The organism is Streptomyces sp. NPDC055243 (assembly GCF_044544025.1).
Taxonomy (GTDB): Bacteria; Actinomycetota; Actinomycetes; order Streptomycetales; family Streptomycetaceae; genus Streptomyces.
On sequence record NZ_JBITWR010000006.1, the window covers coordinates 47,098 to 70,318 of the forward strand.

The window sequence follows — 23,221 nt, forward strand, 5'->3', positions numbered from 1 at the left end:
CTCGGCCCATGAGTACCGAACCGCCGCAATACCCGCCGCCCCCCGACGACAACGACCCCTTCAGGAAGCAGCCCCCGCCGGACAGCGGCGGCGGCTCGCCCTACGGCACACCGCCCCCGCCCCCGCCCTATGGAGGGGGAGGGGGCCCCTACGGCGCGGGCGGAGGCGGAGGCGGCGATCCCTACGGCGGAGCCGGTGACCCCCTCGCCGGCATGCCGCCCCTGGCGGAGAGCGGCAAGCGCGTACTCGCCCGCATCCTCGACATGATCCTCGTCGGCGTGGTCGTCTGGCTGCTCTCCTGGGCCTTCGGCACGAACGAGTTCGACGTCGACCCGGACGAGGTCCAGTACGGCAAGAGCTTCGGGCAGTCCCTGCTCGCCGCCGTGCTCTACATCGCGTACGACAGCTTCATGATCTCCAGGACGGGCCAGACCCTGGGCAAGAAGTGGCTGGGGCTGCGGGTCGCGAACCTCAACGACGGGGCGACCCCGACGCTCCAGACCGCGCTCGTCCGCGCGGCCGTCCTCTGGCTGCCGTTCGCCTTCTGCTGCGCCTGCATCTGGACAGCCATCTGCGGCGGCTGGAGCTTCTTCGACAAGCCCTACAAGCAGGGCCTGCACGACAAGGCGGCCAAGACGGTGGTGGTCAGCACCGGCTGACGGCGGCAGACCGCTGCGGCGGCAGCGACAGCGGCGTATCGGGCGGGTCCGTGAGGTCTACGGGCCCGCCGGCTCGCGTACGGAATCGGCGAGGACCGGCGCGGCGGCGCGCTGGGCCGGAACGCGCTGCTCCGTGGTCCGGGCGGCGGGCGCTGTCGGTGTGGCCGGTGCGGCCACGGGTTTTGGCTGGGGGACCGTCATCGCCACCAGTAAGCCGAGGCCGAGCGCGGCGGCGGCTATCACCGCTACACCGATGCCCGAACTCGTCTGGGAGAGCAGCAGCATGGCCAGCGTCGAGAAGACGACGGTCAGCGTGCCGTAGGTGATCTGCGCGGAGGTGGGACGAGGCAGCGGCATGGGACGAGGCATGGCGTAATCCGTCCTCGGGACAGCGGATGCGGGGGTGGTCGAGCCCAATGTGAAGCTGTATACGAATCAAAGGATGCTCGGCTGCGGCGACTTGAGAAGTGTCGCCTCGCGTTGGAACGCACCGTCGATTGACTCTAATCCGCTCCATGCCCGACGGGAACGGGCAGTAAGCGTGACCTAACCCACGGTGCGGCAGCACAGGGGGCGCACGGGTTCATGACGTCCATCAAGTGGACGGTTCGACGCGCCTGTTGACCATGGCCACGGGCGGGCGCGCGCGTCCGGATAGCGGAGCCGCGAGCCTGCATAGTGTACTTGGCCTGTTCAAGTCAAGGTCTGTCTTTTCTTCCGTATCTCCGGTCCAATGTCGTCACTTGTGACGCGTATCGCGCGCGGACCTCCTCCGACCGGGACCTCGGCCCGCCTTCGCGCGGACGCGGGGGAGGACAGCATCAAGTGACAGTCAGAAGACGGACGTTCAGAGCCACCGCGGCTGCCGTGGCGATGGCCGCGGCAGCCGCCACGTTCTCGGCAGCCACCGCATCGGCCGAGGACAGTGGGCCCACCGGAGCTCCCGCCATCGACCGGCAGGACCCGAGCAGGGTCAAGGCGCAGGTCGACCACGACCTCGACGGGCCCTTCAGCAAGCAGCAGGCCCAGCAGCGCCAGGCGGCCCTTCAGCAGGTCGTCGAGGGCGACGCGAAGGTGCAGAAGCGCGGCGGCTCCCAGGTCGTGAAGCTCGACGACAAGAAGTACGTCGAGCTGGGCCGGGAGAAGACCGACAAGATCTTCACGATCCTGGTGGAGTTCGGGGACAAGGTGGACGACACCACCATGTTCGACCCCGACGGCCCGGAAGGACCCGAGGCGCCGATCAAGAAGTACGGCGGCAAGCCCGGCCCGGCGCACAACAAGATAGCCGAGCCGGACCGTGCGAAGGACAACAGCACGGCCTGGCAGAAGGACTACAACCGGAAGCACTTCCAGGACCTCTACTTCGGTGAGGGCAAGGACGCCAAGGGCAAGACCAAGCACTCCCTGAAGACCTACTACGAGAAGACCTCCTCGGGCCGGTACTCGGTCGACGGAGAGGTCTCCGACTGGGTCAAGGTCGACTACAACGAGGCGCGGTACGGCTCCAACTACTGCGGCGACACCAACTGCGCCAACGTCTGGGACGCGGTGAAGGACGGCGTCACCGCCTGGACCAAGGACCAGAAGGCCCAGGGCCGCACGGACGCCCAGATCAAGGCGGACCTCGCCAAGTACGACCTCTGGGACCGCTACGACTTCGACGGCGACGGCAACTTCAACGAGCCGGACGGCTACATCGACCACTTCCAGATCGTCCACGCGGGCGAGGACGAGTCGGCCGGCGGCGGCGCCGAGGGCACCAACGCCCTGTGGGCGCACCGCTGGTACGCGTACGGCAGCGACGCGGGCAAGACCGGTCCCGGCGAGAACAAGGCGGGCGGCACGCAGATCGGCGACTCGGGCATCTGGGTCGGCGACTACACGATGCAGCCGGAGAACGGCGGCCTCGGCGTCTTCGCCCACGAGTACGGCCACGACCTGGGCCTGCCCGACCTGTACGACACCTCGGGCAAGGGCGAGAACTCGGTCGGCTTCTGGTCGCTGATGTCGGCCGGTTCCTGGCTCGGCACCGGCAAGGACGCCATCGGTGACCTGCCCGGCGACATGACCGCCTGGGACAAGTTCCAGCTGGGCTGGCTCGACTACGCCAAGGCCAAGGCCGCGACGACGTCCGAGCACAAGCTGGGCGTCTCCGAGTACAACACCCGGCACCGCCAGGCGCTCGTCGTCGACCTCCCGAAGAAGCCCGTCACCACCACGGTCACCAAGCCCACCCAGGGCTCCAAGCAGTGGTGGAGCGACCAGGGCGACGACCTCAAGAACACCCTGACGCGCTCGGTCGACCTGACCGGCAAGTCCAAGTCCGAGCTCACGCTGGACGGTTGGTGGGACATCGAGGCCAACTACGACTACCTCTACACCGAGGTGTCGACGGACGGCGGCGCCAACTGGGTGCCCGTGGACGGCACCGCGGACGGCAAGCCCATCACGCGCGATGCCGGTGACAAGCCCGCGTTGACCGGTGCTTCGGGTGCGTACAAGAAGCTCGCGTTCCCGCTCGACGCGTACGCCGGCAAGAAGATCGACGTCCGTTTCCGTTACTCGACGGACGGCGGCGCGGGCGGCAAGGGCTTCGCGGCCGACGCCCTCGCGGTCACCGCGGACGGCGCCAAGGTCTTCGAGGACGGCGCCGAGGGCGACGACAACGGCTGGACGGCGAAGGGCTTTTCGCGCATCGGCGAGTCCTTCACCAAGAACTACGACCAGTACTACCTCGCCGAGAACCGGCAGTACGTGTCGTACGACAAGACCCTGAAGGTCGGCCCGTACAACTTCGGCTTCTCGAAGTCCCGTCCGGACTGGGTGGAGCACTACGCGTACCAGACCGGCCTGATGGTCTGGCAGTGGGACACCTCGCAGAAGGACAACAACACCAGCGCGCACCCCGGCCAGGGCCTGATCCTGCCGGTGGACGCGCACGCCAAGCCGCTCAAGTGGGCGGACGGCACGCTCCTGCGCAACAAGATCCAGCCGTTCGACGCGCCCTTCAGCAAGTACGCGACGGACAAGTTCACGCTCCACAACGCGGACGTGGCGCTGAAGATCAAGTCCCAGAAGGGCGTCCCGGTCTTCGACGACCACAAGGGCACCTACTGGTACAAGGAGAACGGCACGGGAAGTGTCAAGGTCACTGACACCAACACTCAGATCAAGATCATCAAGCAGCCGAAGGATGGCTCCTCGATCACGGTCCAGGTGGGTCCCTCGAAGAAGTAATTAGCGTTTTCGCAGGTCAAGCCATGATCGGCCGTCGCCCCCTAGCGGGCGGCGGCCGATCGTGTTTAGGTGCGTCCTGTGGATTTCTTATTGACACGGGGTCCGGCTGTTCCGGTTTCGGGCCCCGTGCGACGTCTCACGGGGGTGTGACCAGCCATGTCCGCAGGAGGTTTCAGCAAGCTGCCGAACGGCAGCGTGGTGGTGGCCTTGACGCTGCCGAGCCCTTCCCTGGGCGGCGGCAACGTCCGGATGATCGTCCACGCGGTGAACCGTGCGAGGGCGCTGACGCGCCTGCGGAACCTGGGCATGCGCGCCGTCTATCTGCGGGGCAACGCGGAGCCGCCGACGCCGGACGAGATCACGGCGGTCCTTCATCACCCGGACGGGCTCATATGGCGTACGGCGCCGGACGCCGCCGCCGAGCTCTGGCATCCGATCCGGGCCCTGAAGCGGCAGGCGCTCCAGGGGCAGAGACCGTCCGATCTGCCCCTGCGGGCCGGTGGGGGCTGATCGCGCCCACCCGGCGGAGCCGCACATTTCACGGTCCCGCGCCCCTGACGGGGCACTGGACCTAGACGACCGGCTTGCCCGTCAGCTCCACCCCGGCAGCCTTGAGCTCCTCCAGGGCCCGCTCGGTCGTCTCCTTGGAGACACCCGCGGTCAGGTCGAGCAGGACCACCGTGCCGAACCCCTCACGCACCGCGTCCAGGGCCGTGGCGCGTACGCAGTGGTCCGTGGCGATGCCCACCACGTCCACGTCGGTGATCTTCCGCTCCCGCAGCCAGTCCGCCAGCGAGACGCCGTTCTCGTCGGCCCCCTCGAAGCCGCTGTAGGCGGCCGTGTGGGCCCCCTTGTCGAAGACCGCGTCGATCGCCCCGGACGCGACGACCGGCGCGAAGTTCGGGTGGAACCCGATGCCCTCCGTCCCCGCCACGCAGTGCGGGGGCCAGGAGCGGGCGTAGTCCGGGTGGTCCGAGAAGTGGTCGCCCGGGTCGATGTGGTGATCGCGGGTGGCCACCACGTGCCGGTAGCCCGCGGGTGCCTGGCCGATCAGCTCGGTGATCGCGGCGGCCACGTCGGAGCCCCCGGCGACCGCGAGGCTGCCGCCTTCACAGAAGTCGTTCTGTACATCGACGACGATCAGAGCGCGGCGCATCGGGTGTCCTTCGGCTCGGCAAGACTCGTAGGCGGTGGGAGGAGGGAGGGGGACTCGGCCGGATGAACCGAGCGTAGAGACTCCGTCTGCGATACGGGAGAGGGCGTTCGAACGCCCTGCCCTCCGCTCCGGCGCACAATCAGCTGATTCAGATGTATTCCGTCGGAATGACGGCCTCGCCCTTGGACAGCTGCGTGGCCGACAGCGGAAGCCGCTCCCGCGCCGCCGCGTGCCGGTCGCGCACGGTGTCGAGCGGCTCGCGCGCCACCACCTCACCGCCCTTGACCAGCTCGACCAGGAGCTGGTGGTCGGCGAGCTCCACCGGCACCGCACCCGTGCCGATCACCTCGGCCTCGGCCACCCCGTGCTCGTCGGGCCGCCGCGCGGCCCACTTGCGACCGCCCACCGAGGACTTGGCGCCGAGCGACTTCTTGGCCACCGGCTCCAGCGGAGCCTTCGTGTCGGCCGAATGGGCGCGGGCCACCAGCTTGTAGACCATCGAACAGGTCGGGTGCCCGGACCCGGTGACGAGCTGCGTGCCCACGCCGTACGCGTCCACGGGCGCCGCGGCCAGCGAGGCGATGGCGTACTCGTCCAGGTCGGAGGTCACGACGATCTTCGTCTTCGTCGCGCCGAGCTCGTCCAGCTGCTGGCGCACCCGGTGCGCGACCAGGAGCAGGTCGCCGGAGTCGATGCGCACGGCGCCGAGCTCGGGCCCGGCGACCTCGACGGCGGTGCGGACGGCCTCGGTCACGTCGTACGTGTCGACGAGCAGGGTCGTGCCGGGGCCCAGGGAGTCGACCTGGGCCTGGAAGGCGTCGCGTTCGTTGTCGTGCAGCAGGGTGAAGGCGTGGGCCGACGTGCCGACCGTGGGGATGTCGTAGCGGAAGCCGGCCGCCAGGTCGGACGTGGTGGCGAAGCCGCCGACGTAGGCGGCGCGCGACGCGGCGACGGCCGCCAGCTCGTGCGTACGCCGTGCGCCCATCTCGATCAGCGGGCGCTCACCGGCGGCCGAGGCCATCCGGGACGCCGCGGCCGCGATCGCCGAGTCGTGGTTGAGGATGGAGAGGATCACCGTCTCCAGGAGCACGCACTGGGCGAAGGAGCCCTCGACGCGCAGGATCGGCGAGCCGGGGAAGTAGACCTCGCCCTCCGGGTAGCCCCAGATGTCGCCGCTGAAGCGGTACGAGGAGAGCCACTGGAGGGTCGCCTCGTCGACCACGCGGCGCTCGCGCAGGAAGCCGATGACGTCGGCGTCGAAGCGGAAGTTCTCCACGGCGTCCAGGACCCGGCCGGTTCCGGCCACCACGCCGTAGCGGCGCCCCTCGGGCAGTCTGCGGGTGAAGACCTCGAAGACGGAGCGCCGATCGGCGGTGCCGGCCTTCAGGGCGGCCTGCAGCATCGTGAGCTCGTAGTGATCCGTGAAGAGCGCTGTCGACGGAACATCCACCGGCAGCCCAAGGTCCGCTGTGTTCATACGAAGGATGCTACCCCGCATCTCGTCACTCTGACGATTTCGTGAGTCCATTTGTGCGAGGGCCCCCTGCGAGTGGCAGCATGGGACAAGTGAGTACGGCTCCCGCAGAGATCACCCGCCCCGAATCGGACGAAGAGACCTTCGCCGTTCCGGAGCCGGACGTCCCATGGATCACGCTGGTCCACAACGACCCGGTCAATTTGATGAGTTACGTGACCTATGTGTTCCAGTCCTACTTCGGGTACTCGAAGGAGAAGGCCACGAAGCTCATGATGGACGTGCATCACAAGGGCCGTGCCGTCGTCTCCACCGGCTCCCGCGAGGAGATGGAGCGCGACGTACAGGCCATGCACGGGTACGGGCTGTGGGCCACCCTCCAGCAGGACCGGAAGTAGCGACGCATCTGATGCCAGGACAATTCGAAGCCATTCCCGGGGGCGGCGCGGCCGTCGCGCTCGACGAGGTCGAGATCTCGATCATCCGGTCCCTCGCCGTGCAGCTCCTGGAGCTGATCGGGCCGGGCCCGGCCGAGGACGCCTCCGACGACCCGCTCGCGGAGCTGTTCGCGGAGGGCCCCAGCGAGCCGCCCACCGACCCGGTCCTCCAGCGGCTGCTGCCGGACGCGTACGGCGGTCCGGGCAGCGAGAAGGCCGACGAGGAGGAAGTGCGGGCGTATTCCTCGGAGTTCCGGCGCTTCACCGAGAACGACCTGCGGGCCAAGAAGCGCGACGACGCCCTGGTGGTGATCCGCTGCCTCGACGCCATGACGTCCAGGGGCGAGGGCGGCGCCGTCCTGAAGCTGTCCGCCGACGAGTCGCGGCACTGGCTCGGCGCGCTCAACGACCTGCGTCTCGCGATCGGCGCGCGCCTGGAAGTGACCGACGAGGACGACACGGACGTGCTCTACCAGCTGCCGGACTCCGATCCGCGCAAGCCGATGGTGATGGCCTATCTCTGGCTGGGCGGTCTGCAGGAGACCTTGGTCGGCACGCTCATCGACTGAGGCTGAGGGCCGAGGGCTGACGGCGAGGGCTGAATGTCACAGCAAAGTCGTTGTATGTAGCAGCGGTTACCTCGCGTTCGCTCAGCGGACGCTCAAATCCGGATAACGATCGTGTCACTTCATTGCCCGTGTTTGACGCGTCAGGGGAATTTTGTCCGGTTCTTCTCGTGGTGTGGGCCACACGCGGATGAACCGATCACTATTGCGACCGTGATAAATCTTCACGACCACTCGGTGACGCCACCCATGTCACCGGTGGCGCTCGGGCCGGCAGACCGCCGGTAGCACTCCATCCATATCCGGGGGGATCAGGACCTGATCCGTGGCCATGACGCAGACTGCGGGCTCACGGATCTAGCGTGGAGAAAGGCGTCACCATGACCTCAGTGCAGGTCGAAGAGCATCACGACGGCAATGAGGCCGACGGCGCGGGCGGTTCGCCCGGCTCGTCAGGCGAGGGTTATCAGCGCGGGCTAGGTGCCCGGCAGATCCAGATGATCGCGATCGGCGGTGCCATCGGCACCGGCCTGTTCCTCGGCGCGGGCAAGGCCATCCACAAGGCCGGTCCGAGCCTCATCCTGGCGTACGCCATCGCCGGCCTCGTCATCTTCTTCATCATGCGGGCCCTGGGCGAGCTGCTCATGTACCGCGCCGTGTCGGGCTCCTTCTCGGAGTACGCGCGTGAATTCATCAGCCCGTTCTTCGGGTACGTGACCGGCTGGACGTACTGGCTCTTCTGGGTCGTGACCGGCATCACGGAAGTCACGGCGGCGGCCCAGTACATGCAGTACTGGACGCACGGCTCCATTCCACAATGGGCCTACGCGCTGATCTTCACGGTCATCCTGTACGGCGCCAACCTGATCTCCGTGAAGCTCTTCGGCGAGCTCGAGTTCTGGTTCTCGATGGTCAAGGTCACCGCGATCATCGGCATGATCCTCATCTGCGCCGGCGTCCTCACCATCGGCTTCTCCGACGCCGGTGACACCGCGTCCGTGTCCCACCTGTGGGACCAGGGCGGCTTCTTCCCGAACGGCATCGGCTCCACGCTGATGACGCTGCAGATCGTGATGTTCGCCTTCCTCGCCGTCGAGCTCGTCGGCGTCACCGCGGGCGAGTCCAAGGACCCCAAGACCGTCCTGCCCAAGGCCATCAACACCGTGCCGTGGCGCATCGCCGTCTTCTACGTCGGCGCGCTCATCATGATCCTCTCGGTCGTCCCGTGGACCACGTTCCAGCCGGGCGTCTCGCCGTTCGTCGCGGCCTTCGAGGAGATGGGCCTGGGCATCGGCGCCGCCATCGTCAACTTCGTCGTCCTGACGGCCGCGCTCTCCTCCTGCAACTCCGGCATGTACTCCACCGGCCGCATGCTGCGCGACCTGGCGCTCAACGGCCAGGGCCCGAAGTTCTTCACCAAGCTGACGAAGAACGGCCTGCCGCTGGTCGGCACCACCTTCTCCGCCACGCTGATGCTGGTCGGCGTCTGGATCAACTACCAGTGGCCGGGCGAGGCGTTCAACTACGTCGTCTCCTTCGCGACCATCTCCGGCATGTGGGCCTGGATCATGATCCTGGTCTGCCAGATCAAGTACCGCCGCAAGGCCGACCGCGGCGAGCTGCCGCAGTCCACCTTCCGGGCGCCGGGCGCTCCGTACACGAGCTGGTTCGCGCTCGCCTTCATCGGGATGGTCATCGTGATGATGGGCATCGACAAGGACGCGCGGATCTCGCTCTACGCGGCTCCGGTGTGGGCCCTGATCCTCGGCGTCGGCTACCTGATCATGCAGAAGCGGGGCGCGCAGCCCGCGGGCGGCGACAAGGCCGAGCCGCAGGACGCGGTGAAGTAGTGCCGTAACACCCCTCGTCCCAGCATGTGGGCCCGCTCGTACCATCCTTCGGTACGGGCGGGCCCTTCTGCTTATCCTGGCTGCCATGCTGACCCTGACCCAGGCCCTCCACGACCAGATCGTCGCGCACGCGCGCCAGGACCACCCCGACGAGGCCTGCGGTGTGGTCGCGGGCCCGGAGGGCACCGGCCGCCCCGAGCGCTTCATCCCGATGCTGAACGCGGCCCGCTCGCCCACGTTCTACGAGTTCGACTCGGGTGACCTGCTCAAGCTCTACCGCGAGATGGACGACCGCGACGAGGAGCCGGTGATCGTCTACCACTCGCACACGGCGACCGAGGCGTACCCCTCGCGCACGGACATCACGTACGCGAACGAGCCGGGCGCCCACTACGTCCTGGTCTCCACGGCCGACGCCGACGACGCGGGCGAGTTCCAGTTCCGCTCCTTCCGGATCGTCGAGGGCGAGGTCACCGAAGAAGAGGTGAAGGTCGTCCAGGCATACTGAGCTTCACCTTGAGGCGGCAGGACCCAGGAAGCCGGTGCGAATCCGGCACGGTCCCGCCACTGTGACCCCACCCTTCGCGGGCGGGGCAGTCAGGAACTGACCTGCCGCCCTCTTCTCCCACGACGCAGGGGACGCGGAATCCCCTGGAGGAGGCAGCTCAGCCATGTCCCGTCCCCTACGCGTGTTTGTCGCCGCGGCGCTGCTGGTCCCGCTCGCCGCGTGTTCGTCCTCCGACGGCACCGACGCGAAGCCGCAGGCCAAGACGCGGGGCTTCCCGTACACGGTCACCAACTGTGGCGTGAAGACGACGTACGAAGCACCGCCGAAGCGCGCCGTCACGATGAACCAGCACGTCACGGAAGTGATGCTGGAGCTGGGCCTGAAGGACCGCATCGCGGGCACGGCGTACCTGGACGACAAGGTCCTGCCGAAGTACGCGAAGGCGTACGCGGACACCCCCGTCCTCGCCAAGGAATACCCCTCGTACGAGAAGCTCCTGGCCGCCGACCCCGACTTCGTCTACGGCGGCTACGCGAGCGCCTTCCAGGCGGGCGAGGGCCGCAGCCGCAAGGCCCTGGCGAAGTCCGGCATCGAGAGCCGCCTCAACGTCGAGGGCTGCGCGAAGCGGGCCGTGTCGATGGACGACGTCTACCAGGAGGTCCGCGAGGTCGGCAGCACGTTCGGCGTGCGGCAGCGGGCGGACGAGTGGGTGGGCGCGGCCAAGCGCGAACTGTCCGCGACGGAAGCGAAGTCGAAGTCCAGGAAGCCGATCCCGGTCTTCGTCTACGACAGCGGCGACAAGACCGCGTTCACGGCGGGCGGCCGGGGCATCGGCAACGACATCATCGAGCGGGCCGGCGGCCGCAACGTCTTCGCCGACCTGGACAAGTCCTTCGGCGACGCGTCCTGGGAGTCGGTGGTCGACCGCAAGCCCGAGGTGATCGTGATCCTCGACTACGGCGGCACGACGGTCGCCCAGAAGAAGAAGCGCCTCCTGGACGACCCGGTCCTCGCGGACGTCCCCGCCGTCAAGCATCAGCGCTTCGCGGTCCTGCCCCTGTCGGACACGGTGGTGGGGGTGCGGGCACCGGGGGCGGTGAAGAAGCTGGCGGACCAGCTGTGAGGGGGCGGATTCAGCCCGTCCGGCGTTTGAGGACGAACTCGGCGGAGCCGGTGATGACGGCGACCAAGGCCCCCGCGCCGGAGCGGCCCGCGGCGGAGCCGCACATGTCACAGCCGGGAAGGGGCGGGGTTGGGGAAGGCCCCGCCAGGATCACACCGACCCGCGGACGGCTGCGCTACACGACAGTCATAGCGGCGCTCTGCGCAGCCCTCGCGGCGGCAGTCGTCGCGGGTCTCGCGCTGGGCTCGGTCCGCATACCCACGGCCGACGTCCTTCAGATCCTGACGGGCGGCGCGCAGCCCTCCCCGTTCCGCACCATCGTGCTGGACGTGCGACTCCCCAGGGTGCTGCTCGGCGCAGCCGTAGGCGCCGGGCTCGCCGTCATCGGCACCGTCCTGCAGGCCCTGGTGAGGAACCCGCTGGCCGATCCGTTCCTGCTCGGCGTCTCCTCCGGTGCCTCCGCGGGAGCCGTCGCCGTCATCGTCCTCGGCAGTGTCTTCGGCCTGGGCGCGGGGCTGGCCACCACCGTCACCCTTCCGGCCGCCGCCTTCGCCGGCGCGCTGCTCTCCCTGCTCGTCGTCTACACCCTGGCCAGGTCCGGCGGCGGAGGCTTCGCCACCGGCCGGCTGATCCTGGCCGGGGTGGCCGTCTCGTACATCCTCTCCGCCCTGACCAGCCTGATCCTGATCATGGCCGACAGCACGGACCACCTGAAGGAGGTCCTGTACTGGACCCTCGGCGGCCTCGGCAGCGCCCGCTGGGACATGCTCGCCCTGCCCGCCGCCGCCCTGATCGTGGGCACGGCGCTGCTCGTCGCCCTGGCCCGCCCGCTCGACCTGCTCCTGGTGGGGGAGGAGGGCGCCACCGTCCTCGGCCTGGACACGGCCCGCTTCCGCGCCGCCGTCTTCGTCCTCGCCTCGCTCCTGACCGGCGTACTCGTCGCGTACAGCGGAGCCATCGGCTTCGTCGGCCTGATGGTGCCGCACGCGGCCCGGATGCTGGTCGGCGCCGCGCACCGGGCGCTCCTGCCGGTGGTGGCCCTGATGGGCGCGGTGTTCCTGGTGGCCGCCGACCTCGCCGCGCGCACGGTCGCCGCCCCGCAGGACATCCCGGTCGGCGTCCTGACGGCGCTGACCGGCGGCCCCTTCTTCCTGTGGATGCTGCGCAGGAACCGTACGGAGGCGACCGCATGAGCAGCCCGGCCGTACTCGGCACCGAGTCCCTCACCTACGTCGTGGACGGCAGGACCCTCGTCGACGACGTCACCCTGCACGCCGCCCGCGGCGAGACCATCGGCCTCGTCGGCCCCAACGGCAGCGGCAAGACCACCCTCCTGCGCTGCGTCTACGGCACCCTCACGCCCACCGGCGGCCGCGTGCTCCTGGACGGCGACGACCTCGCCGCCCGCTCGGCCAAGGACCGCGCCCGCCGCATCGCCACCGTCCCGCAGGACGGGCACACCGGCTTCGAGCTCACCGTCCGGCAGATCGTCGCCATGGGCCGCTCCCCGCACAAGCGCTTCTGGGAGGCGGACACCGCGCGGGACGACGTCCTGGTCGACGAGGCCCTGGAGCGGGTCGGCGCCGCGGATCTGGCCCACCGCGCCTTCGCCGGGCTCTCCGGCGGCGAGCGCCAGCGGGCGCTGGTGGCGAGGGCCCTGGTCCAGGAGCCCGCGGTCCTCGTCCTGGACGAGCCGACCAACCACCTGGACATCCGCTACCAGCTGGAGATCCTCTCCCTGGTCCGCGACCTCGGCACGACGAATCTCCTGGCCCTGCACGACCTCAATCTGGCGGCCTACTACTGCGATCGCCTGTACGTGCTCGAGGCCGGCCGCCTGGTCGCCTCAGGACCCCCGAAGGAGGTCCTGACCAGCGAGCTCCTCGCCGAGGTGTACGGGGTGACGGCGGAGGTCGCGGTGCATCCGGCCACCGGCGCACCCACGGTGACGTACCTGCCCTCAGCTGCCCCGAAGCTCCCGTCATCCACGTGATGGACGTAATCCGTCCACCATGCGAGATCACATTCCAGAACCCGGACCGGGAATCGATACGATGACCGCATGGTTCCCCACGACGTGAGCGACAAGATGCCGGGCATGCTGCTCGTTGCGCGTCTGCACGTCGATTTGTGCAGGCTTTCCAGCGCGATCTGTTCGCGCTGACAGCCGCCGCCGTACGGCCGTGAGCCGCGGCGCCACCTCCGCGCATCGCACCGCCTTGCGCACTCGCACTGACGCACCCGCACCACCGGGCCGCCGCGCGCCCACCCACGTGACTTCTCCCGACAGGAGCTCCCAGCCATGGCCATCGAGGTCCGCATCCCGACCATCCTCCGCACCTACACCGACGGCGCCAAGGCCGTCGAGGGCAGCGGGGACAACCTCGCCGAGCTCTTCGCCGACCTCGACTCGCGGCACGCGGGCATCGCCGAGCGCATCGTGGACGGCGACAAGCTGCGCCGCTTCGTGAACGTGTACCTGAACGACGAGGACGTCCGCTTCCTGGACGGCATCTCCACCAAACTCACGGACGGCGACAACGTCACGATCCTCCCGGCCGTGGCCGGCGGCATGGTCTGATCGCGGATGCCTCGCTACGACTCCCCGCTGGCGGCCGTGGGCAACACGCCCCTCGTCCGCCTGCCGCGCCTGTCCCCCTCCGACGACGTCCGGATCTGGGCGAAGCTGGAGGACCGGAACCCGACCGGTTCCATCAAGGACCGCCCGGCGCTGCACATGGTCGAACAGGCGGAGAAGGACGGGCGGTTGACGCCCGGCTGCACGATCCTGGAGCCGACGTCCGGCAACACCGGCATCTCGCTGGCGATGGCGGCCAAGCTCAAGGGCTACCGCATCGTCTGCGTCATGCCGGAGAACACCTCGCAGGAGCGGCGTGAGCTCCTCGCCATGTGGGGCGCGGAGATCATCCCGTCCCCGGCGGCGGGCGGCTCCAACACGGCCGTACGCGTGGCCAAGGAGCTGGCGGCCGAGCACCCGGACTGGGTGATGCTCTACCAGTACGGCAACCCGGACAACGCGGGCGCCCACTACGCGACGACCGGCCCCGAGATCCTCGCGGACCTCCCCTCCGTCACCCACTTCGTGGCGGGCCTTGGCACCACGGGCACGCTCATGGGCGTGGGCCGCTTCCTGCGCGAGCAGAAGCCGGACATCAAGATCGTCGCCGCGGAGCCCCGCTACGACGACCTCGTGTACGGCCTGCGGAACCTCGACGAGGGCTTCGTCCCCGAGCTGTACGACGCGTCCGTCCTGACCACCCGCTTCTCGGTCGGCTCGGCGGACGCGGTGACGCGCACCCGCGAGCTGCTCCAGCAGGAGGGCATCTTCGCCGGGGTCTCCACCGGGGCCGCGCTGCACGCGGCGATCGGCGTGGGCAAGAAGGCGGTGGCCGCGGGGGAGTCCGCCGACATCGTCTTCGTGGTCGCCGACGGCGGCTGGAAGTACCTGTCGACGGGCGTCTACACGGCGACGACGACCGAGGCGGCCATCGAAACGCTTCAGGGCCAGCTCTGGGCCTGAGAGCGGAGACGGACCGAACGCCGGACGGGCTGGAGATCTCCAGCCCGTCCGGCGTTCTTACTGCTCAACCCGCCAAGTACCGCACCTGGTCCCACAGCGCCGGATCGACGATCCCCGCCCGCCGGCGGAACTCCCACACCGGCACGTCCCGCAGCTCGTCCGTCTCCAGGAAGCTGGGCCGCCCCCGCGCGTCCCCCACCGACCCGGGCGGCAGCGGGATCACCCCGGCCCGCTCGTCGTGGTACTTGCTGGTGATCTTCGCGACGACCGCGCTCTCGCCCCGCACGGACAGCACGAGACAGGGCCTGTCCTTCTCGCCAGGACCGTCCTCGTAGGGCACCTTCGCCCACCAGATCTCCGCCGGCTTGGGCGCGGGCAGCCTGCGGCGCGGCCCGCGAGGATGGCCCGGCGGCCGGGTCGTCCGACCCCGGGGTCCGCGGTCGCTGCGCCCCCGGCCGTCCACCACCGCGGCGACCATCGCGAGCACCACGACAGCGGCCAGCGCGAGCCACCACGACGTATCCATACCGCAGACGGTACCGGCGCGCACCCCGCCCCGCGCGCCCCCCGAACCGGTGACACCGCAGGTGAGTTCTCCCACAACGGCCCACGACGGAGGAGCGACCGGACCTTTTGCGCCTTACGCTCGACGGATCGCAGCACTCCTCGAGGAGCCTCCCCCAAGGCCCTTCGCGAGCCCCCGCAAGGCCCCCGCACAACCCCCGTTTCGCCCCCGGAGGTTTCCGCTCCATGAAGCTCACCGTCGTCGGCTGCTCGGGGTCGTTTCCGTCCGCGGACTCGGCCTGCTCGAGCTACCTCGTCGAGGCCGACGGCTTCCGGCTGCTTCTCGACATGGGCAATGGTGCCCTGGGCGAGTTGCAGCGCCATGTCGGTCTCTACGACATCGACGCGATCTTCCTCAGTCATCTGCACGCCGACCACTGCATCGACATGTGCGCCTATTTCGTGGCGCGCTACTACCGGCACGACGGCGGCCGCTGCGCCCCCATCCCGGTCTACGGACCCGAGGGCACCGAACAGCGCCTGACCACCGCGTACGCCGACACCCCATCGGCCTCCTCGATGAGCGAGGTCTTCGACTTCCACACCGTGAAGCCGGCCGCGTTCGACATCGGCCCGTTCTCGGTCCGCACGGAGAAGATGCGCCACCCGGTCGAGGCGTACGCCATCCGGGTCGAGCACGGGGGCAAGTCCCTCACGTACTCGGGAGACACCGGAGTGTGCGGCGCGCTCGACGAACTGGCCGCCGACACCGACCTGTTCCTCTGCGAAGCGGCCTTCACGCACGGCAAGGAGAACATTCCCGACCTGCACCTCAACGGCCGTGAGGCGGGTGAGTCCGCCCAGCGCGCGAGCGCCGCGCGCCTGCTCCTCACCCACATCCCGCCGTGGACGGACCCCCAGGCGAACCTGGCGGACGCACGGACGGTGTACGACGGCCCGGCCGAACTCGCCGCGCCCGGCCGCAGCTACGAGATCTAGCGGTCCGGCGATCCAGCGATCCGGCGCCTCGTGCCGCGGCCGCCGAGCGCCATCCTGTTCCAGGTGTGGCGGCGGCCGCGGATCGCGACCGAGTAGGCGTACATGACCTCCGGGTCGCACATGCCCGGCAGGTAGGAGTCCCCGAAGTGGTGGGCGTCGACGCCCACTTCCTTCGCGTTCAGGGCCAGCTGCGGCACGACGTTCGCGTGGCTGCCCTCCTGGCTGGTGCCGATCGCCCCCATCACGATCGCCCCCGCGTCCTGCACCGCGGCCACCGCGTCGGCAGCCAGCTCCTTGGTGACTCCGGGCAGCGTCCCGGGCAGCGGCATGACGACGCCGTCCGCGCCCGCGTCCACGAGCGAGGTGAGCCGGGCGGCGGTGACCCGCTCCGGGTGACCGGCGTGGTGCATCTTGCCGCTCCAGAGCGCGACGTCGTCACCGAGGCCCTGCCTCAGCTCCTCCGTGACCCGCGCCAGCCCCTCGTACGAACCGCCCGTCCCCGGGTTCGCCGTCAGGCAGAGCATCGCCGCGCCCATGTCGATGAGCCGTCTGGCGTACTCGGGCTTGGCGCGGCGGATCTCGGGGACGTCGCCGGGCTCCAGATTGATGCCGACGGGCCGCCCGATGAAGGCGGCGAGCTCGGAGATGGAGGCGAATGTGCCAAGGCCCGGCAGATCGAGCCGCTCGCCGTCCCAGGCCCGCTCGATCAGGTTCAGTACGACGATGTCGGCGCCGAAGGCCGCCACCAGCTCGGCGTTGTGCACACCGGGCATGCCGGGCATCGGGACGAGCGCCGCCCGGTCGGCGAAGACCTCGCCGACCATGGTGCGCCCCTCGGCCGCGGCGACCGACGCGGTCAGGGCGCGGCCGCTGAGGGCGGCGAGGTGGTCGCGGTCGAGGTCGAGGATGCGGGGGGTGGTCATGTCTACGACCGTAAGCCGCGGAGCAGGACGAAGCCCCTCGCCGTTGGTACCGATGGCGAGGGGCTTACGTCCTGAGGTCAGGCTGAGGTGAGGTGCGGCCGGGGCCTACTTCGCCTCGGCCTTCTGGAGCTCGGCGAGCTCCTCGTCGGACTCGCGGCCCGGCGTCGGAAGGTTCCACTTGGTGATCGCGAAGCGGAAGATCGCGTAGTAGACCACCGCGAAGCAGAGGCCGACGAGCACGAGCATCCAGGGCTTGGTCGCGATGCCCAGGTTGAGGAAGAAGTCGATCGCGCCGGCCGAGAAGCCGAAGCCGTCCTTCATGCCGAGCGACCAGGTGAGGGCCATGGAGACACCGGTGAGCACCGCGTGGATCGCGTACAGCACCGGGGCGATGAACATGAACGTGAACTCGATCGGCTCGGTCACGCCGGTGACGAACGCGGTGAGCGCGAGGGAGAACATCATGCCGCCGACGACCTTGCGGCGCTCGGGGCGCGCACAGTGGACGATCGCGAGGCAGGCCGCGGGGAGCGCGAACATCATGATCGGGAAGAAGCCGGTCATGAACTGTCCGGCGGACGGGTCGCCCTGGAGGAAGCGGGCGATGTCGCCGCTCTTGCCCTCGTACGAACCGGCCTGGAACCACGGGAAGGAGTTCAGCAGGTGGTGCATGCCGACCGGGATCAGCGCACGGTTGACGACACCGAAGATGCCCGCGCCGACCGCGCCCGAACCGACCAGCCACTCACCGAAGTTGTGCAGACCCGTGCCGAGGACCGGCCAGATGTAGCCGAAGATGATGCCGATGAACAGACCCGCGAAGGCGGAGAGGATCGGGACCAGGCGGCGGCCGCCGAAGAAGCCCGCCCAGTCGGGCAGCTTCGTCCGGTAGAACTTCTGGTAGAGCAGGGCCACGACTATGCCCATGACCACGCCGCCCAGGACCTTGGCGTCCACGGGCGCGTCCACCATGACGACCTTGCCGTCGACGGCGGTGGCGACCTTCGGCAGGTTCTTGTCCGTGAAGGTGCCGAGCACCTTCTGGAAGACCAGGTAGCCGGTGACGGCCGCGAGAGCGGTCGAGCCGTCCGACTTCTTGGCGAAGCCGATCGCGATGCCCACGGCGAACAGCAGCGCCATGTTGTCGATGATCGCGCTGCCGCCGGCCGCCATGAAGGTGGCGATCTTGGTGATGAACTCGGGGAAGGACTCGCGGCCCAGCATGTCGGGCTGGCCGAGGCGGATGAGCAGGGCGCCTGCGGGCAGCACGGCGACCGGCAGCATGAGGCTGCGGCCGATGCGCTGCATGACAGCCATCGCGCCTGCGCCCTTCTTCTTGTCTGCCGCGGGGGCGGCACTGGCCGTGGACACAACTTCCTCCAGTGGGCAAGGCGCCGCCTGGGGACAGGGAAGAGCGGGACGGCGGCGTCTCCGGGGGTCCGCGGCGAGAGCCGCGTGGTCTACACCAATTAGTGGTGTAGACCTGTTGTAGCACGGTGAAGGTGACGTAAGGAACCCACGAGTTCTGTGGGGTCGGCCATAACGCGAAATGAACGGCAAAAGACCCCCGGACCAGAGGTCCGAGGGCCTTCCGCATGTGACCGCGTACGGGGGCGCGGGCTCCGCCCCTGCTGGCGCTAAGCCTTCGTCTGCTCCGCGTCCAGCGCTTCCGCTTCCTCTTCCGGTTCGCGACCCGGCGTCGGCAGGTCGAACTTGCGGATCACGAAGCTGAACAGGGCGTAGTACACCACCGCGAAGACCAACCCGATCGGGATGATCAGCCAGGGTTTGGTCGCCAGGCTCCAGTTGATGACGTAGTCGATCAGGCCCGCCGAGAAGCTGAAGCCGTCCTTGACCCCCAGGCCCCAGGTGACCGCCATGGAGACACCGGTGAGGACCGCGTGGATCGCGTACAGCAGGGGCGCGATGAACAGGAACGAGTACTCGATCGGCTCGGTGATGCCGGTGACGAACGACGTCAGGCCGACCGAGAGCATCATGCCGCCGACCACCTTGCGGCGCTCGGGCCGTGCCGCGTGGGTGATCGCCAGGGCCGCCGCGGGCAGCGCGAACATCATGATCGGGAAGAAGCCCGAGGTGAACTGGCCGGCCGTCGGGTCGCCCGCGAGGAAGCGGTTGATGTCACCGTGGACGATCGTGCCGTCCGGCTTGGTGAAGTCGCCGAACTGGAACCAGACGAACGTGTTCAGGAACTGGTGCAGGCCGATCGTGAGCAGCGCGCGGTTGGCCACGCCGAAGATTCCGGAGCCCAGCCAGCCGAGGTCCACGAGCCACTTGGAGAAGCTGGTCAGGCCGTCACCGATGGGCGGCCAGATCCACACGCACAGGCCCGCGAAGACCAGGCCGACGAAGGCCATGATGATCGGCACCAGGCGGCGGCCGTTGAAGAAGCCGAGCCAGTCGACCAGCTTCACGCGGTGGTAGCGCTGCCAGAACCACGCGGCGAGCAGGCCCATCACGATGCCGCCGAAGACCCCTGGGTTCTGGTACGCGGCCTGCGCGGGTGTTCCGTCCTGCGCGATGCAGACCCCGCTCCACATGCCCGCGGCCCCGAAGGTGGTGTCCGCGGGGCAGTCGTCGGGGAAGGCGCGAAGCACCGCGTAGTAGACGAGGAACCCCGCGACCGCCGCGAGCGCCGTGGAGCCGTCCGACTTCTTGGCCATGCCGATCGCGACGCCGATGCAGAACAGCAGGGGAAGGCCGAGGGTGGAGTCCAGGAGCGAACCGCCCGCCGCAGCGAAGACCTTGGCGACGTTGTCCCAGCCGAGGCCGTCGGCGCCGAAGACGTCCGGCTGGCCCAGGCGGTTGAGGATGCCGGCGGCCGGCAGCACGGCGATGGGGAGCTGGAGGCTGCGGCCCATCTTCTGGAGGCCCTGGAAAAGCCCGTTCCACCACTTCTTCTGCGGCACCGCTGCTGCTTCGGAACTCATCGGCGTCCCCTCCGGAACAAGCCAGGTTTGGCGGTCGTTGAAAACTGGTGTAGACCAGTTGCGGAACGGGTGCGGCGCCGTCCCCACAGGGATGGCACCTTGATCGTCATCATTGGGTACGAGTGCCGTAACCGCCCGCGAAGATGCTCCAACCGTGCGCTACCGTGACAAAGCGGGCCTACGGTGTGGTGAGGCCGCGTCCTTTAAGAACAGGGAGAACACCATGGCCAGCAAGGCTGAGAAGATCGTCGCCGGGCTCGGCGGCATCGAGAACATCGAAGAGGTCGAGGGCTGCATCACCCGCCTCCGCACCGAGGTCAAGGACCCGAGCCTCGTCGACGACGCCGCACTGAAGGCCGCGGGCGCGCACGGCGTCGTCAAGATGGGCACCGCGATCCAGGTCGTCATCGGCACCGACGCCGACCCGATCGCCGCCGACATCGAAGACATGATGTGAGCAGCGGCACCGCAGCACCCGGGGCCTAGCCCCGAACCCCCAGCCATACGTACAGGCCCCGCTCCGGTCACCGGAACGGGGCCTGCGCGCGTACCGGATAGGGTCGGCGTCATGTCTCGAATCGACGGCCGCACCCCCGAACAGCTCCGCCCGATCACCATCGAGCGCGGCTGGAGCAAGCACGCCGAGGGCTCCGTCCTCATCTCCTTCGGCGACACCAAGGTCTTCTGCACCGCCTCCGTCACCGAAGGCGTCCCGCGCTGGCGCAAGGGCAGCGGCGAAGGCTGGGTCACCGCCGAGTACTCGATGCTGCCGCGCTCCACCAACACCCGCGGCGACCGCGAATCCGTCCGCGGCAAGATCGGCGGCCGTACGCACGAGATCTCCCGCCTCATCGGCCGCAGCCTGCGCGCCGTCATCGACTACAAGGCGCTCGGCGAGAACACCATCGTCCTGGACTGCGACGTCCTCCAGGCCGACGGCGGCACCCGTACGGCCGCGATCACCGGCGCGTACGTGGCGTTGGCCGACGCCGTCGCCTGGGCCCAGGGCAAGAAGCTCGTCAAGGCGGGCCGCAAGCCCCTCACCGACACCGTCTCCGCCGTCTCCGTCGGCATCGTCGGCGGCGTACCGCTCCTCGACCTGCGCTACGAGGAGGACGTGAAGGCCGACACCGACATGAACGTCGTCTGCACCGGCGACGGCCGCTTCGTCGAGGTCCAGGGCACCGCCGAGGCCGAGCCCTTCGACCGCAAGGAACTGAACGCGCTGCTCGACCTCGCGGTCGGCGGCTGCGAGGAACTCGCCGCCCTCCAGCGCCAAGCCTTGGAATCCACGGTCCAGAACGGCTGAATTACGCGGTTCATGCCGCCAGTTGGCCGGACGGCCGGTCAACCGTCGCCCACCCTGGGAGCGTTGTATCGAGTACGACGGGCGCGCGGGCCAAGCCGCGCGCCCGGCCGCTCGCCGGGGAGGGCTTCACCAAATGGCCGCGCGTCACCGTCGTCCCGCCATCGCCATCACCTTGCTCGTCGTCCCTGGAGCGCTCGGCCTCGCCGCCTGCGATCCAAAGGACGCCGTGGACTGCGTACGAGCGGCCGCCGCGGTCTCCGACAGTGCCGACGCGATACGCAAGGCCGCCCAGGAGGCGGCCCTCTACCCGGGCAACATCGACAAGACCTTCGACAACATCAAGTCCGACCTCGACGAGATCCGCGACAAGAACGACGACGAGGACGTGCGCGAGGCCGTCGACAAGATGAAGGAAGCCGTGGACAACGTCGAGGCGGCGGTCGACGGCGGTGACAGGACACCCGACCTCAGCCCCGTCCTGGACGCGGGCGGCAAGGTCACCAAAGCGTGCACCCCGTAGGAACACCGGCGTACGCGGGCCGATGGTGGAGCCCGTCCCGCCTCGACCGAGCCAAGCCGAGCCGCACAACAAGCAACCGTCAGGCCCCTTAGGGGCGTTCTAACGAGTACGGGCGCGCGGGCCAAGCCGTGCGCCCGTCCGTACCCCCTGGGGAGGGACCGAACCATGGCCGCGCGCCACCGCCGTATCGCCACCGCAGTCACCGCCGTTCTGATCGCCGTACCGGCGGGCATCGGCCTCGTCGGCTGCGACGCCGTCAACAAGGCGCTCGACTGCGTCCAGACGGCGGACGCCATCGCCGACAGCGTCACCGACCTCCAGCAGGCCGTCGAGAAGGCGGGCGACGACCCCACGCAGGCGGACGAGGCACTCGACAACATCGACAAGAACATCGACGAGATCGGCGACAAGACCGACAACGCCGACGTGAACAAGGCGGTCGACGACCTCGACAAGGCGGTCTCCAACGTCCGCGCGTCGGTCGAGAAGGGCGACGCGACGCCCGACCTCAGCCCGATCACGGACGCGGCAGGCGAACTGACGAAGGTCTGCACGCCGTAGCGCTTGGTGGCACGCGGGCCATGGCGCCCGCGGGCCGCGGCCGTCGCGGGCAGCCCGGATACTGGTCGTCATGACCCGCCTCATCCTCGCCACCCGCAACGCCGGCAAGATCACGGAACTCAAGGCGATCCTCGCCGACGCAGGCCTCACCCATGACCTCGTCGGCGCGGACGCCTACCCCGAGATCCCCGACGTCAGGGAAACCGGCGTCACCTTCGCCGAGAACGCCCTCCTCAAGGCCCACGCCCTGGCCAAGGCCACCGGCCTCCCCGCGGTCGCCGACGACTCCGGCCTCTGCGTCGACGTCCTCGGCGGCGCCCCCGGCATCTTCTCCGCCCGCTGGGCAGGCCGCCACGGCGACGACACCGCGAACCTGAACCTGCTCCTCGCCCAGCTCGGCGACATCGACGCCGACACCCACCGAGGCGCCCACTTCGCCTGCGCCGCGGCCCTGGCGCTGCCGGACGGCACGGAGAGGGTGGTGGAGGGACAGCTGAGGGGCGTACTGCGCCACACCCCGGCGGGCACAGGAGGCTTCGGCTACGACCCGATCCTCCAGCCGGAGGGCGAGACGCGCACGTGCGCGGAGCTGTCCGCGGCGGAAAAGAACGCGATCAGCCACCGCGGCAAGGCGTTCCGGGCGCTGGTGCCGGTGGTACGGGAGCTGCTCGGCCGGCGCTGAGGGCCCACCGCACGACACCGCACGACCGCACGGCACGACACAGCACGGCACAGCACATACGAAGGGCGCCCGTCGTCGAGACGGGCGCCCTTCGTCAGGTCGTGCGGCCGGAGGGACTCGAACCCTCACGGGAGTTACCCCACTGGGACCTAAACCCAGCGTGACTGCCAGTTCCACCACGGCCGCGTGCGTGGCCCATCGTAATGGGCCACGCCCGC

At 69.2% G+C, this 23,221-nt stretch carries 26 protein-coding genes, 1 tRNA gene and 1 riboswitch; of the genes, 19 read left to right on the forward strand and 8 right to left on the reverse strand.

The window, feature by feature from the left end; translation table 11 throughout:
• The first annotated feature begins 8 nt into the window (after positions 1-8).
• On the forward strand, positions 9-659 hold the full coding sequence (locus tag ACIGXX_RS18830) for an RDD family protein (protein WP_351164795.1): 651 nt from the start codon (positions 9-11) through the stop codon (positions 657-659).
• Positions 660-716: 57 nt separating this feature from the next.
• Here the strand turns inward: ACIGXX_RS18830 and ACIGXX_RS18835 are convergent, their stop codons facing one another.
• Positions 717-1,010: a hypothetical protein gene (locus tag ACIGXX_RS18835; protein ID WP_351164821.1), complete on the reverse strand. Its 294-nt coding sequence runs from the start codon at positions 1,008-1,010 to the stop codon at positions 717-719.
• 474 nt (positions 1,011-1,484) lie between these two features.
• Here ACIGXX_RS18835 and ACIGXX_RS18840 point away from each other — a divergent pair, with 474 nt between their 5' ends.
• Positions 1,485-3,899, forward strand: a complete 2,415-nt coding sequence (locus tag ACIGXX_RS18840) for an immune inhibitor A domain-containing protein (protein WP_399976984.1) — start codon at positions 1,485-1,487, stop codon at positions 3,897-3,899.
• 156 nt (positions 3,900-4,055) lie between these two features.
• On the forward strand, positions 4,056-4,409 hold the full coding sequence (locus ACIGXX_RS18845; protein WP_351164793.1) for a hypothetical protein: 354 nt from the start codon (positions 4,056-4,058) through the stop codon (positions 4,407-4,409).
• A gap of 61 nt (positions 4,410-4,470) precedes the next feature.
• Here the strand turns inward: ACIGXX_RS18845 and ACIGXX_RS18850 are convergent, their stop codons facing one another.
• On the reverse strand, positions 4,471-5,055 hold the full coding sequence (locus ACIGXX_RS18850) for a nicotinamidase (protein WP_351164792.1): 585 nt from the start codon (positions 5,053-5,055) through the stop codon (positions 4,471-4,473).
• Between the two features lie 148 nt (positions 5,056-5,203).
• The gene (locus tag ACIGXX_RS18855; RefSeq protein WP_351164791.1) at positions 5,204-6,532 is read right to left on the reverse strand and encodes a nicotinate phosphoribosyltransferase; all 1,329 of its coding nucleotides are present in this window, start codon (positions 6,530-6,532) and stop codon (positions 5,204-5,206) included.
• An 80-nt stretch (positions 6,533-6,612) separates the two neighbouring features.
• Between ACIGXX_RS18855 and clpS the strand changes: the two genes are divergently transcribed.
• The 10 genes from clpS to ACIGXX_RS18905 all read left to right on the forward strand — a co-directional run bounded on the left by clpS (position 6,613) and on the right by ACIGXX_RS18905 (position 14,554).
• Entirely contained in the window at positions 6,613-6,927 is a 315-nt protein-coding gene (clpS, locus tag ACIGXX_RS18860) for an ATP-dependent Clp protease adapter ClpS (RefSeq protein WP_160505277.1), read from the forward strand.
• An 11-nt stretch (positions 6,928-6,938) separates the two neighbouring features.
• Entirely contained in the window at positions 6,939-7,535 is a 597-nt protein-coding gene (locus tag ACIGXX_RS18865) for a DUF2017 domain-containing protein (protein WP_351164790.1), read from the forward strand.
• 377 nt (positions 7,536-7,912) lie between these two features.
• Entirely contained in the window at positions 7,913-9,382 is a 1,470-nt protein-coding gene (locus tag ACIGXX_RS18870) for an amino acid permease (protein WP_351164789.1), read from the forward strand.
• 85 nt (positions 9,383-9,467) lie between these two features.
• Complete coding sequence (locus tag ACIGXX_RS18875; protein ID WP_361470773.1) at positions 9,468-9,890, forward strand: M67 family metallopeptidase; 423 nt, start codon at positions 9,468-9,470, stop codon at positions 9,888-9,890.
• Positions 9,854-10,010: riboswitch (cobalamin riboswitch) on the forward strand. (Overlaps the previous gene by 37 nt.)
• Positions 10,011-10,053: 43 nt before the next feature.
• Positions 10,054-11,013, forward strand: coding sequence for an ABC transporter substrate-binding protein (locus ACIGXX_RS18880; protein ID WP_361470774.1), 960 nt, complete (start codon positions 10,054-10,056; stop codon positions 11,011-11,013).
• A gap of 104 nt (positions 11,014-11,117) precedes the next feature.
• Positions 11,118-12,206 carry a FecCD family ABC transporter permease gene (locus ACIGXX_RS18885; protein WP_399977583.1) on the forward strand — a complete coding sequence of 363 codons (1,089 nt, stop codon included), beginning with the start codon at positions 11,118-11,120 and terminating at the stop codon, positions 12,204-12,206.
• A complete protein-coding gene (locus ACIGXX_RS18890; RefSeq protein ID WP_351164784.1) occupies positions 12,203-13,006 on the forward strand; it encodes an ABC transporter ATP-binding protein in 804 nt (267 codons plus the stop codon). Before ACIGXX_RS18885 ends, ACIGXX_RS18890 begins: the two co-directional genes overlap by 4 nt.
• A 69-nt stretch (positions 13,007-13,075) precedes the next feature.
• Complete coding sequence (locus ACIGXX_RS18895) at positions 13,076-13,177, forward strand: putative leader peptide (protein ID WP_336605789.1); 102 nt, start codon at positions 13,076-13,078, stop codon at positions 13,175-13,177.
• A 138-nt stretch (positions 13,178-13,315) separates the two neighbouring features.
• Complete coding sequence (locus ACIGXX_RS18900; RefSeq protein ID WP_351164782.1) at positions 13,316-13,594, forward strand: MoaD/ThiS family protein; 279 nt, start codon at positions 13,316-13,318, stop codon at positions 13,592-13,594.
• A gap of 6 nt (positions 13,595-13,600) precedes the next feature.
• The gene (locus ACIGXX_RS18905) at positions 13,601-14,554 is read left to right on the forward strand and encodes a cysteine synthase (protein WP_351164780.1); all 954 of its coding nucleotides are present in this window, start codon (positions 13,601-13,603) and stop codon (positions 14,552-14,554) included.
• Positions 14,555-14,618: 64 nt separating this feature from the next.
• Here the strand turns inward: ACIGXX_RS18905 and ACIGXX_RS18910 are convergent, their stop codons facing one another.
• Entirely contained in the window at positions 14,619-15,080 is a 462-nt protein-coding gene (locus ACIGXX_RS18910) for a type II toxin-antitoxin system PemK/MazF family toxin (RefSeq protein ID WP_399976997.1), read from the reverse strand.
• A gap of 224 nt (positions 15,081-15,304) precedes the next feature.
• On the opposite strand from ACIGXX_RS18910, the gene ACIGXX_RS18915 reads away from it, so the two are divergent.
• Positions 15,305-16,057, forward strand: coding sequence for an MBL fold metallo-hydrolase (locus ACIGXX_RS18915; RefSeq protein WP_351164778.1), 753 nt, complete (start codon positions 15,305-15,307; stop codon positions 16,055-16,057).
• Here the strand turns inward: ACIGXX_RS18915 and ACIGXX_RS18920 are convergent.
• From ACIGXX_RS18920 to ACIGXX_RS18930, 3 genes are all read right to left on the reverse strand, one after another.
• Positions 16,054-16,980 carry a hypothetical protein gene (locus ACIGXX_RS18920; RefSeq protein ID WP_399977000.1) on the reverse strand — a complete coding sequence of 309 codons (927 nt, stop codon included), beginning with the start codon at positions 16,978-16,980 and terminating at the stop codon, positions 16,054-16,056. The two genes, ACIGXX_RS18915 and ACIGXX_RS18920, sit on opposite strands and share 4 nt — an antisense overlap.
• A 105-nt stretch (positions 16,981-17,085) precedes the next feature.
• The gene (locus ACIGXX_RS18925) at positions 17,086-18,351 is read right to left on the reverse strand and encodes a PTS transporter subunit EIIC (RefSeq protein WP_351164774.1); all 1,266 of its coding nucleotides are present in this window, start codon (positions 18,349-18,351) and stop codon (positions 17,086-17,088) included.
• Between the two features lie 266 nt (positions 18,352-18,617).
• Positions 18,618-19,931 carry a PTS transporter subunit EIIC gene (locus ACIGXX_RS18930; RefSeq protein ID WP_351164773.1) on the reverse strand — a complete coding sequence of 438 codons (1,314 nt, stop codon included), beginning with the start codon at positions 19,929-19,931 and terminating at the stop codon, positions 18,618-18,620.
• 223 nt (positions 19,932-20,154) lie between these two features.
• Between ACIGXX_RS18930 and ACIGXX_RS18935 the strand changes: the two genes are divergently transcribed.
• From ACIGXX_RS18935 to rdgB, 5 genes are all read left to right on the forward strand, one after another.
• Positions 20,155-20,388 carry a PTS glucose/sucrose transporter subunit IIB gene (locus ACIGXX_RS18935; RefSeq protein WP_351164772.1) on the forward strand — a complete coding sequence of 78 codons (234 nt, stop codon included), beginning with the start codon at positions 20,155-20,157 and terminating at the stop codon, positions 20,386-20,388.
• A gap of 111 nt (positions 20,389-20,499) precedes the next feature.
• Complete coding sequence (rph, locus tag ACIGXX_RS18940; RefSeq protein WP_351164771.1) at positions 20,500-21,240, forward strand: ribonuclease PH; 741 nt, start codon at positions 20,500-20,502, stop codon at positions 21,238-21,240.
• A gap of 133 nt (positions 21,241-21,373) precedes the next feature.
• Positions 21,374-21,760, forward strand: coding sequence for a hypothetical protein (locus ACIGXX_RS18945; protein ID WP_361470785.1), 387 nt, complete (start codon positions 21,374-21,376; stop codon positions 21,758-21,760).
• Positions 21,761-21,925: 165 nt separating this feature from the next.
• Complete coding sequence (locus ACIGXX_RS18950; protein ID WP_351164768.1) at positions 21,926-22,321, forward strand: hypothetical protein; 396 nt, start codon at positions 21,926-21,928, stop codon at positions 22,319-22,321.
• A gap of 70 nt (positions 22,322-22,391) precedes the next feature.
• Entirely contained in the window at positions 22,392-23,003 is a 612-nt protein-coding gene (gene rdgB, locus ACIGXX_RS18955; protein WP_351164766.1) for an RdgB/HAM1 family non-canonical purine NTP pyrophosphatase, read from the forward strand.
• A gap of 102 nt (positions 23,004-23,105) precedes the next feature.
• Here the strand turns inward: rdgB and ACIGXX_RS18960 are convergent.
• Positions 23,106-23,189, reverse strand: a tRNA-Leu gene (locus ACIGXX_RS18960).
• Between the last annotated feature and the right edge of the window lie 32 nt (positions 23,190-23,221).

Excerpts from the sequence above, each read along its gene's own strand:
- ACIGXX_RS18830 (WP_351164795.1), top strand. The coding sequence starts at position 9 with ATGAGTACCGAACCGCCGCAATACCCGCCGCCCCCCGACGACAACGAC.
- ACIGXX_RS18845 (WP_351164793.1), top strand. The coding sequence starts at position 4,056 with ATGTCCGCAGGAGGTTTCAGCAAGCTGCCGAACGGCAGCGTGGTGGTG.
- ACIGXX_RS18850 (WP_351164792.1), bottom strand. The coding sequence starts at position 5,055 with ATGCGCCGCGCTCTGATCGTCGTCGATGTACAGAACGACTTCTGTGAA.
- ACIGXX_RS18855 (WP_351164791.1), bottom strand. The coding sequence starts at position 6,532 with ATGAACACAGCGGACCTTGGGCTGCCGGTGGATGTTCCGTCGACAGCG.
- clpS (WP_160505277.1), top strand. The coding sequence starts at position 6,613 with ATGGGACAAGTGAGTACGGCTCCCGCAGAGATCACCCGCCCCGAATCG.
- ACIGXX_RS18865 (WP_351164790.1), top strand. The coding sequence starts at position 6,939 with ATGCCAGGACAATTCGAAGCCATTCCCGGGGGCGGCGCGGCCGTCGCG.
- ACIGXX_RS18870 (WP_351164789.1), top strand. The coding sequence starts at position 7,913 with ATGACCTCAGTGCAGGTCGAAGAGCATCACGACGGCAATGAGGCCGAC.
- ACIGXX_RS18875 (WP_361470773.1), top strand. The coding sequence starts at position 9,468 with ATGCTGACCCTGACCCAGGCCCTCCACGACCAGATCGTCGCGCACGCG.
- ACIGXX_RS18880 (WP_361470774.1), top strand. The coding sequence starts at position 10,054 with ATGTCCCGTCCCCTACGCGTGTTTGTCGCCGCGGCGCTGCTGGTCCCG.
- ACIGXX_RS18885 (WP_399977583.1), top strand. The coding sequence starts at position 11,118 with ATGTCACAGCCGGGAAGGGGCGGGGTTGGGGAAGGCCCCGCCAGGATC.
- ACIGXX_RS18890 (WP_351164784.1), top strand. The coding sequence starts at position 12,203 with ATGAGCAGCCCGGCCGTACTCGGCACCGAGTCCCTCACCTACGTCGTG.
- ACIGXX_RS18895 (WP_336605789.1), top strand. The coding sequence starts at position 13,076 with ATGGTTCCCCACGACGTGAGCGACAAGATGCCGGGCATGCTGCTCGTT.
- ACIGXX_RS18900 (WP_351164782.1), top strand. The coding sequence starts at position 13,316 with ATGGCCATCGAGGTCCGCATCCCGACCATCCTCCGCACCTACACCGAC.
- ACIGXX_RS18905 (WP_351164780.1), top strand. The coding sequence starts at position 13,601 with ATGCCTCGCTACGACTCCCCGCTGGCGGCCGTGGGCAACACGCCCCTC.
- ACIGXX_RS18910 (WP_399976997.1), bottom strand. The coding sequence starts at position 15,080 with ATGGATACGTCGTGGTGGCTCGCGCTGGCCGCTGTCGTGGTGCTCGCG.
- ACIGXX_RS18915 (WP_351164778.1), top strand. The coding sequence starts at position 15,305 with ATGAAGCTCACCGTCGTCGGCTGCTCGGGGTCGTTTCCGTCCGCGGAC.
- ACIGXX_RS18920 (WP_399977000.1), bottom strand. The coding sequence starts at position 16,980 with ATGACCACCCCCCGCATCCTCGACCTCGACCGCGACCACCTCGCCGCC.
- ACIGXX_RS18930 (WP_351164773.1), bottom strand. The coding sequence starts at position 19,931 with ATGAGTTCCGAAGCAGCAGCGGTGCCGCAGAAGAAGTGGTGGAACGGG.
- ACIGXX_RS18935 (WP_351164772.1), top strand. The coding sequence starts at position 20,155 with ATGGCCAGCAAGGCTGAGAAGATCGTCGCCGGGCTCGGCGGCATCGAG.
- rph (WP_351164771.1), top strand. The coding sequence starts at position 20,500 with ATGTCTCGAATCGACGGCCGCACCCCCGAACAGCTCCGCCCGATCACC.
- ACIGXX_RS18945 (WP_361470785.1), top strand. The coding sequence starts at position 21,374 with ATGGCCGCGCGTCACCGTCGTCCCGCCATCGCCATCACCTTGCTCGTC.
- ACIGXX_RS18950 (WP_351164768.1), top strand. The coding sequence starts at position 21,926 with ATGGCCGCGCGCCACCGCCGTATCGCCACCGCAGTCACCGCCGTTCTG.
- rdgB (WP_351164766.1), top strand. The coding sequence starts at position 22,392 with ATGACCCGCCTCATCCTCGCCACCCGCAACGCCGGCAAGATCACGGAA.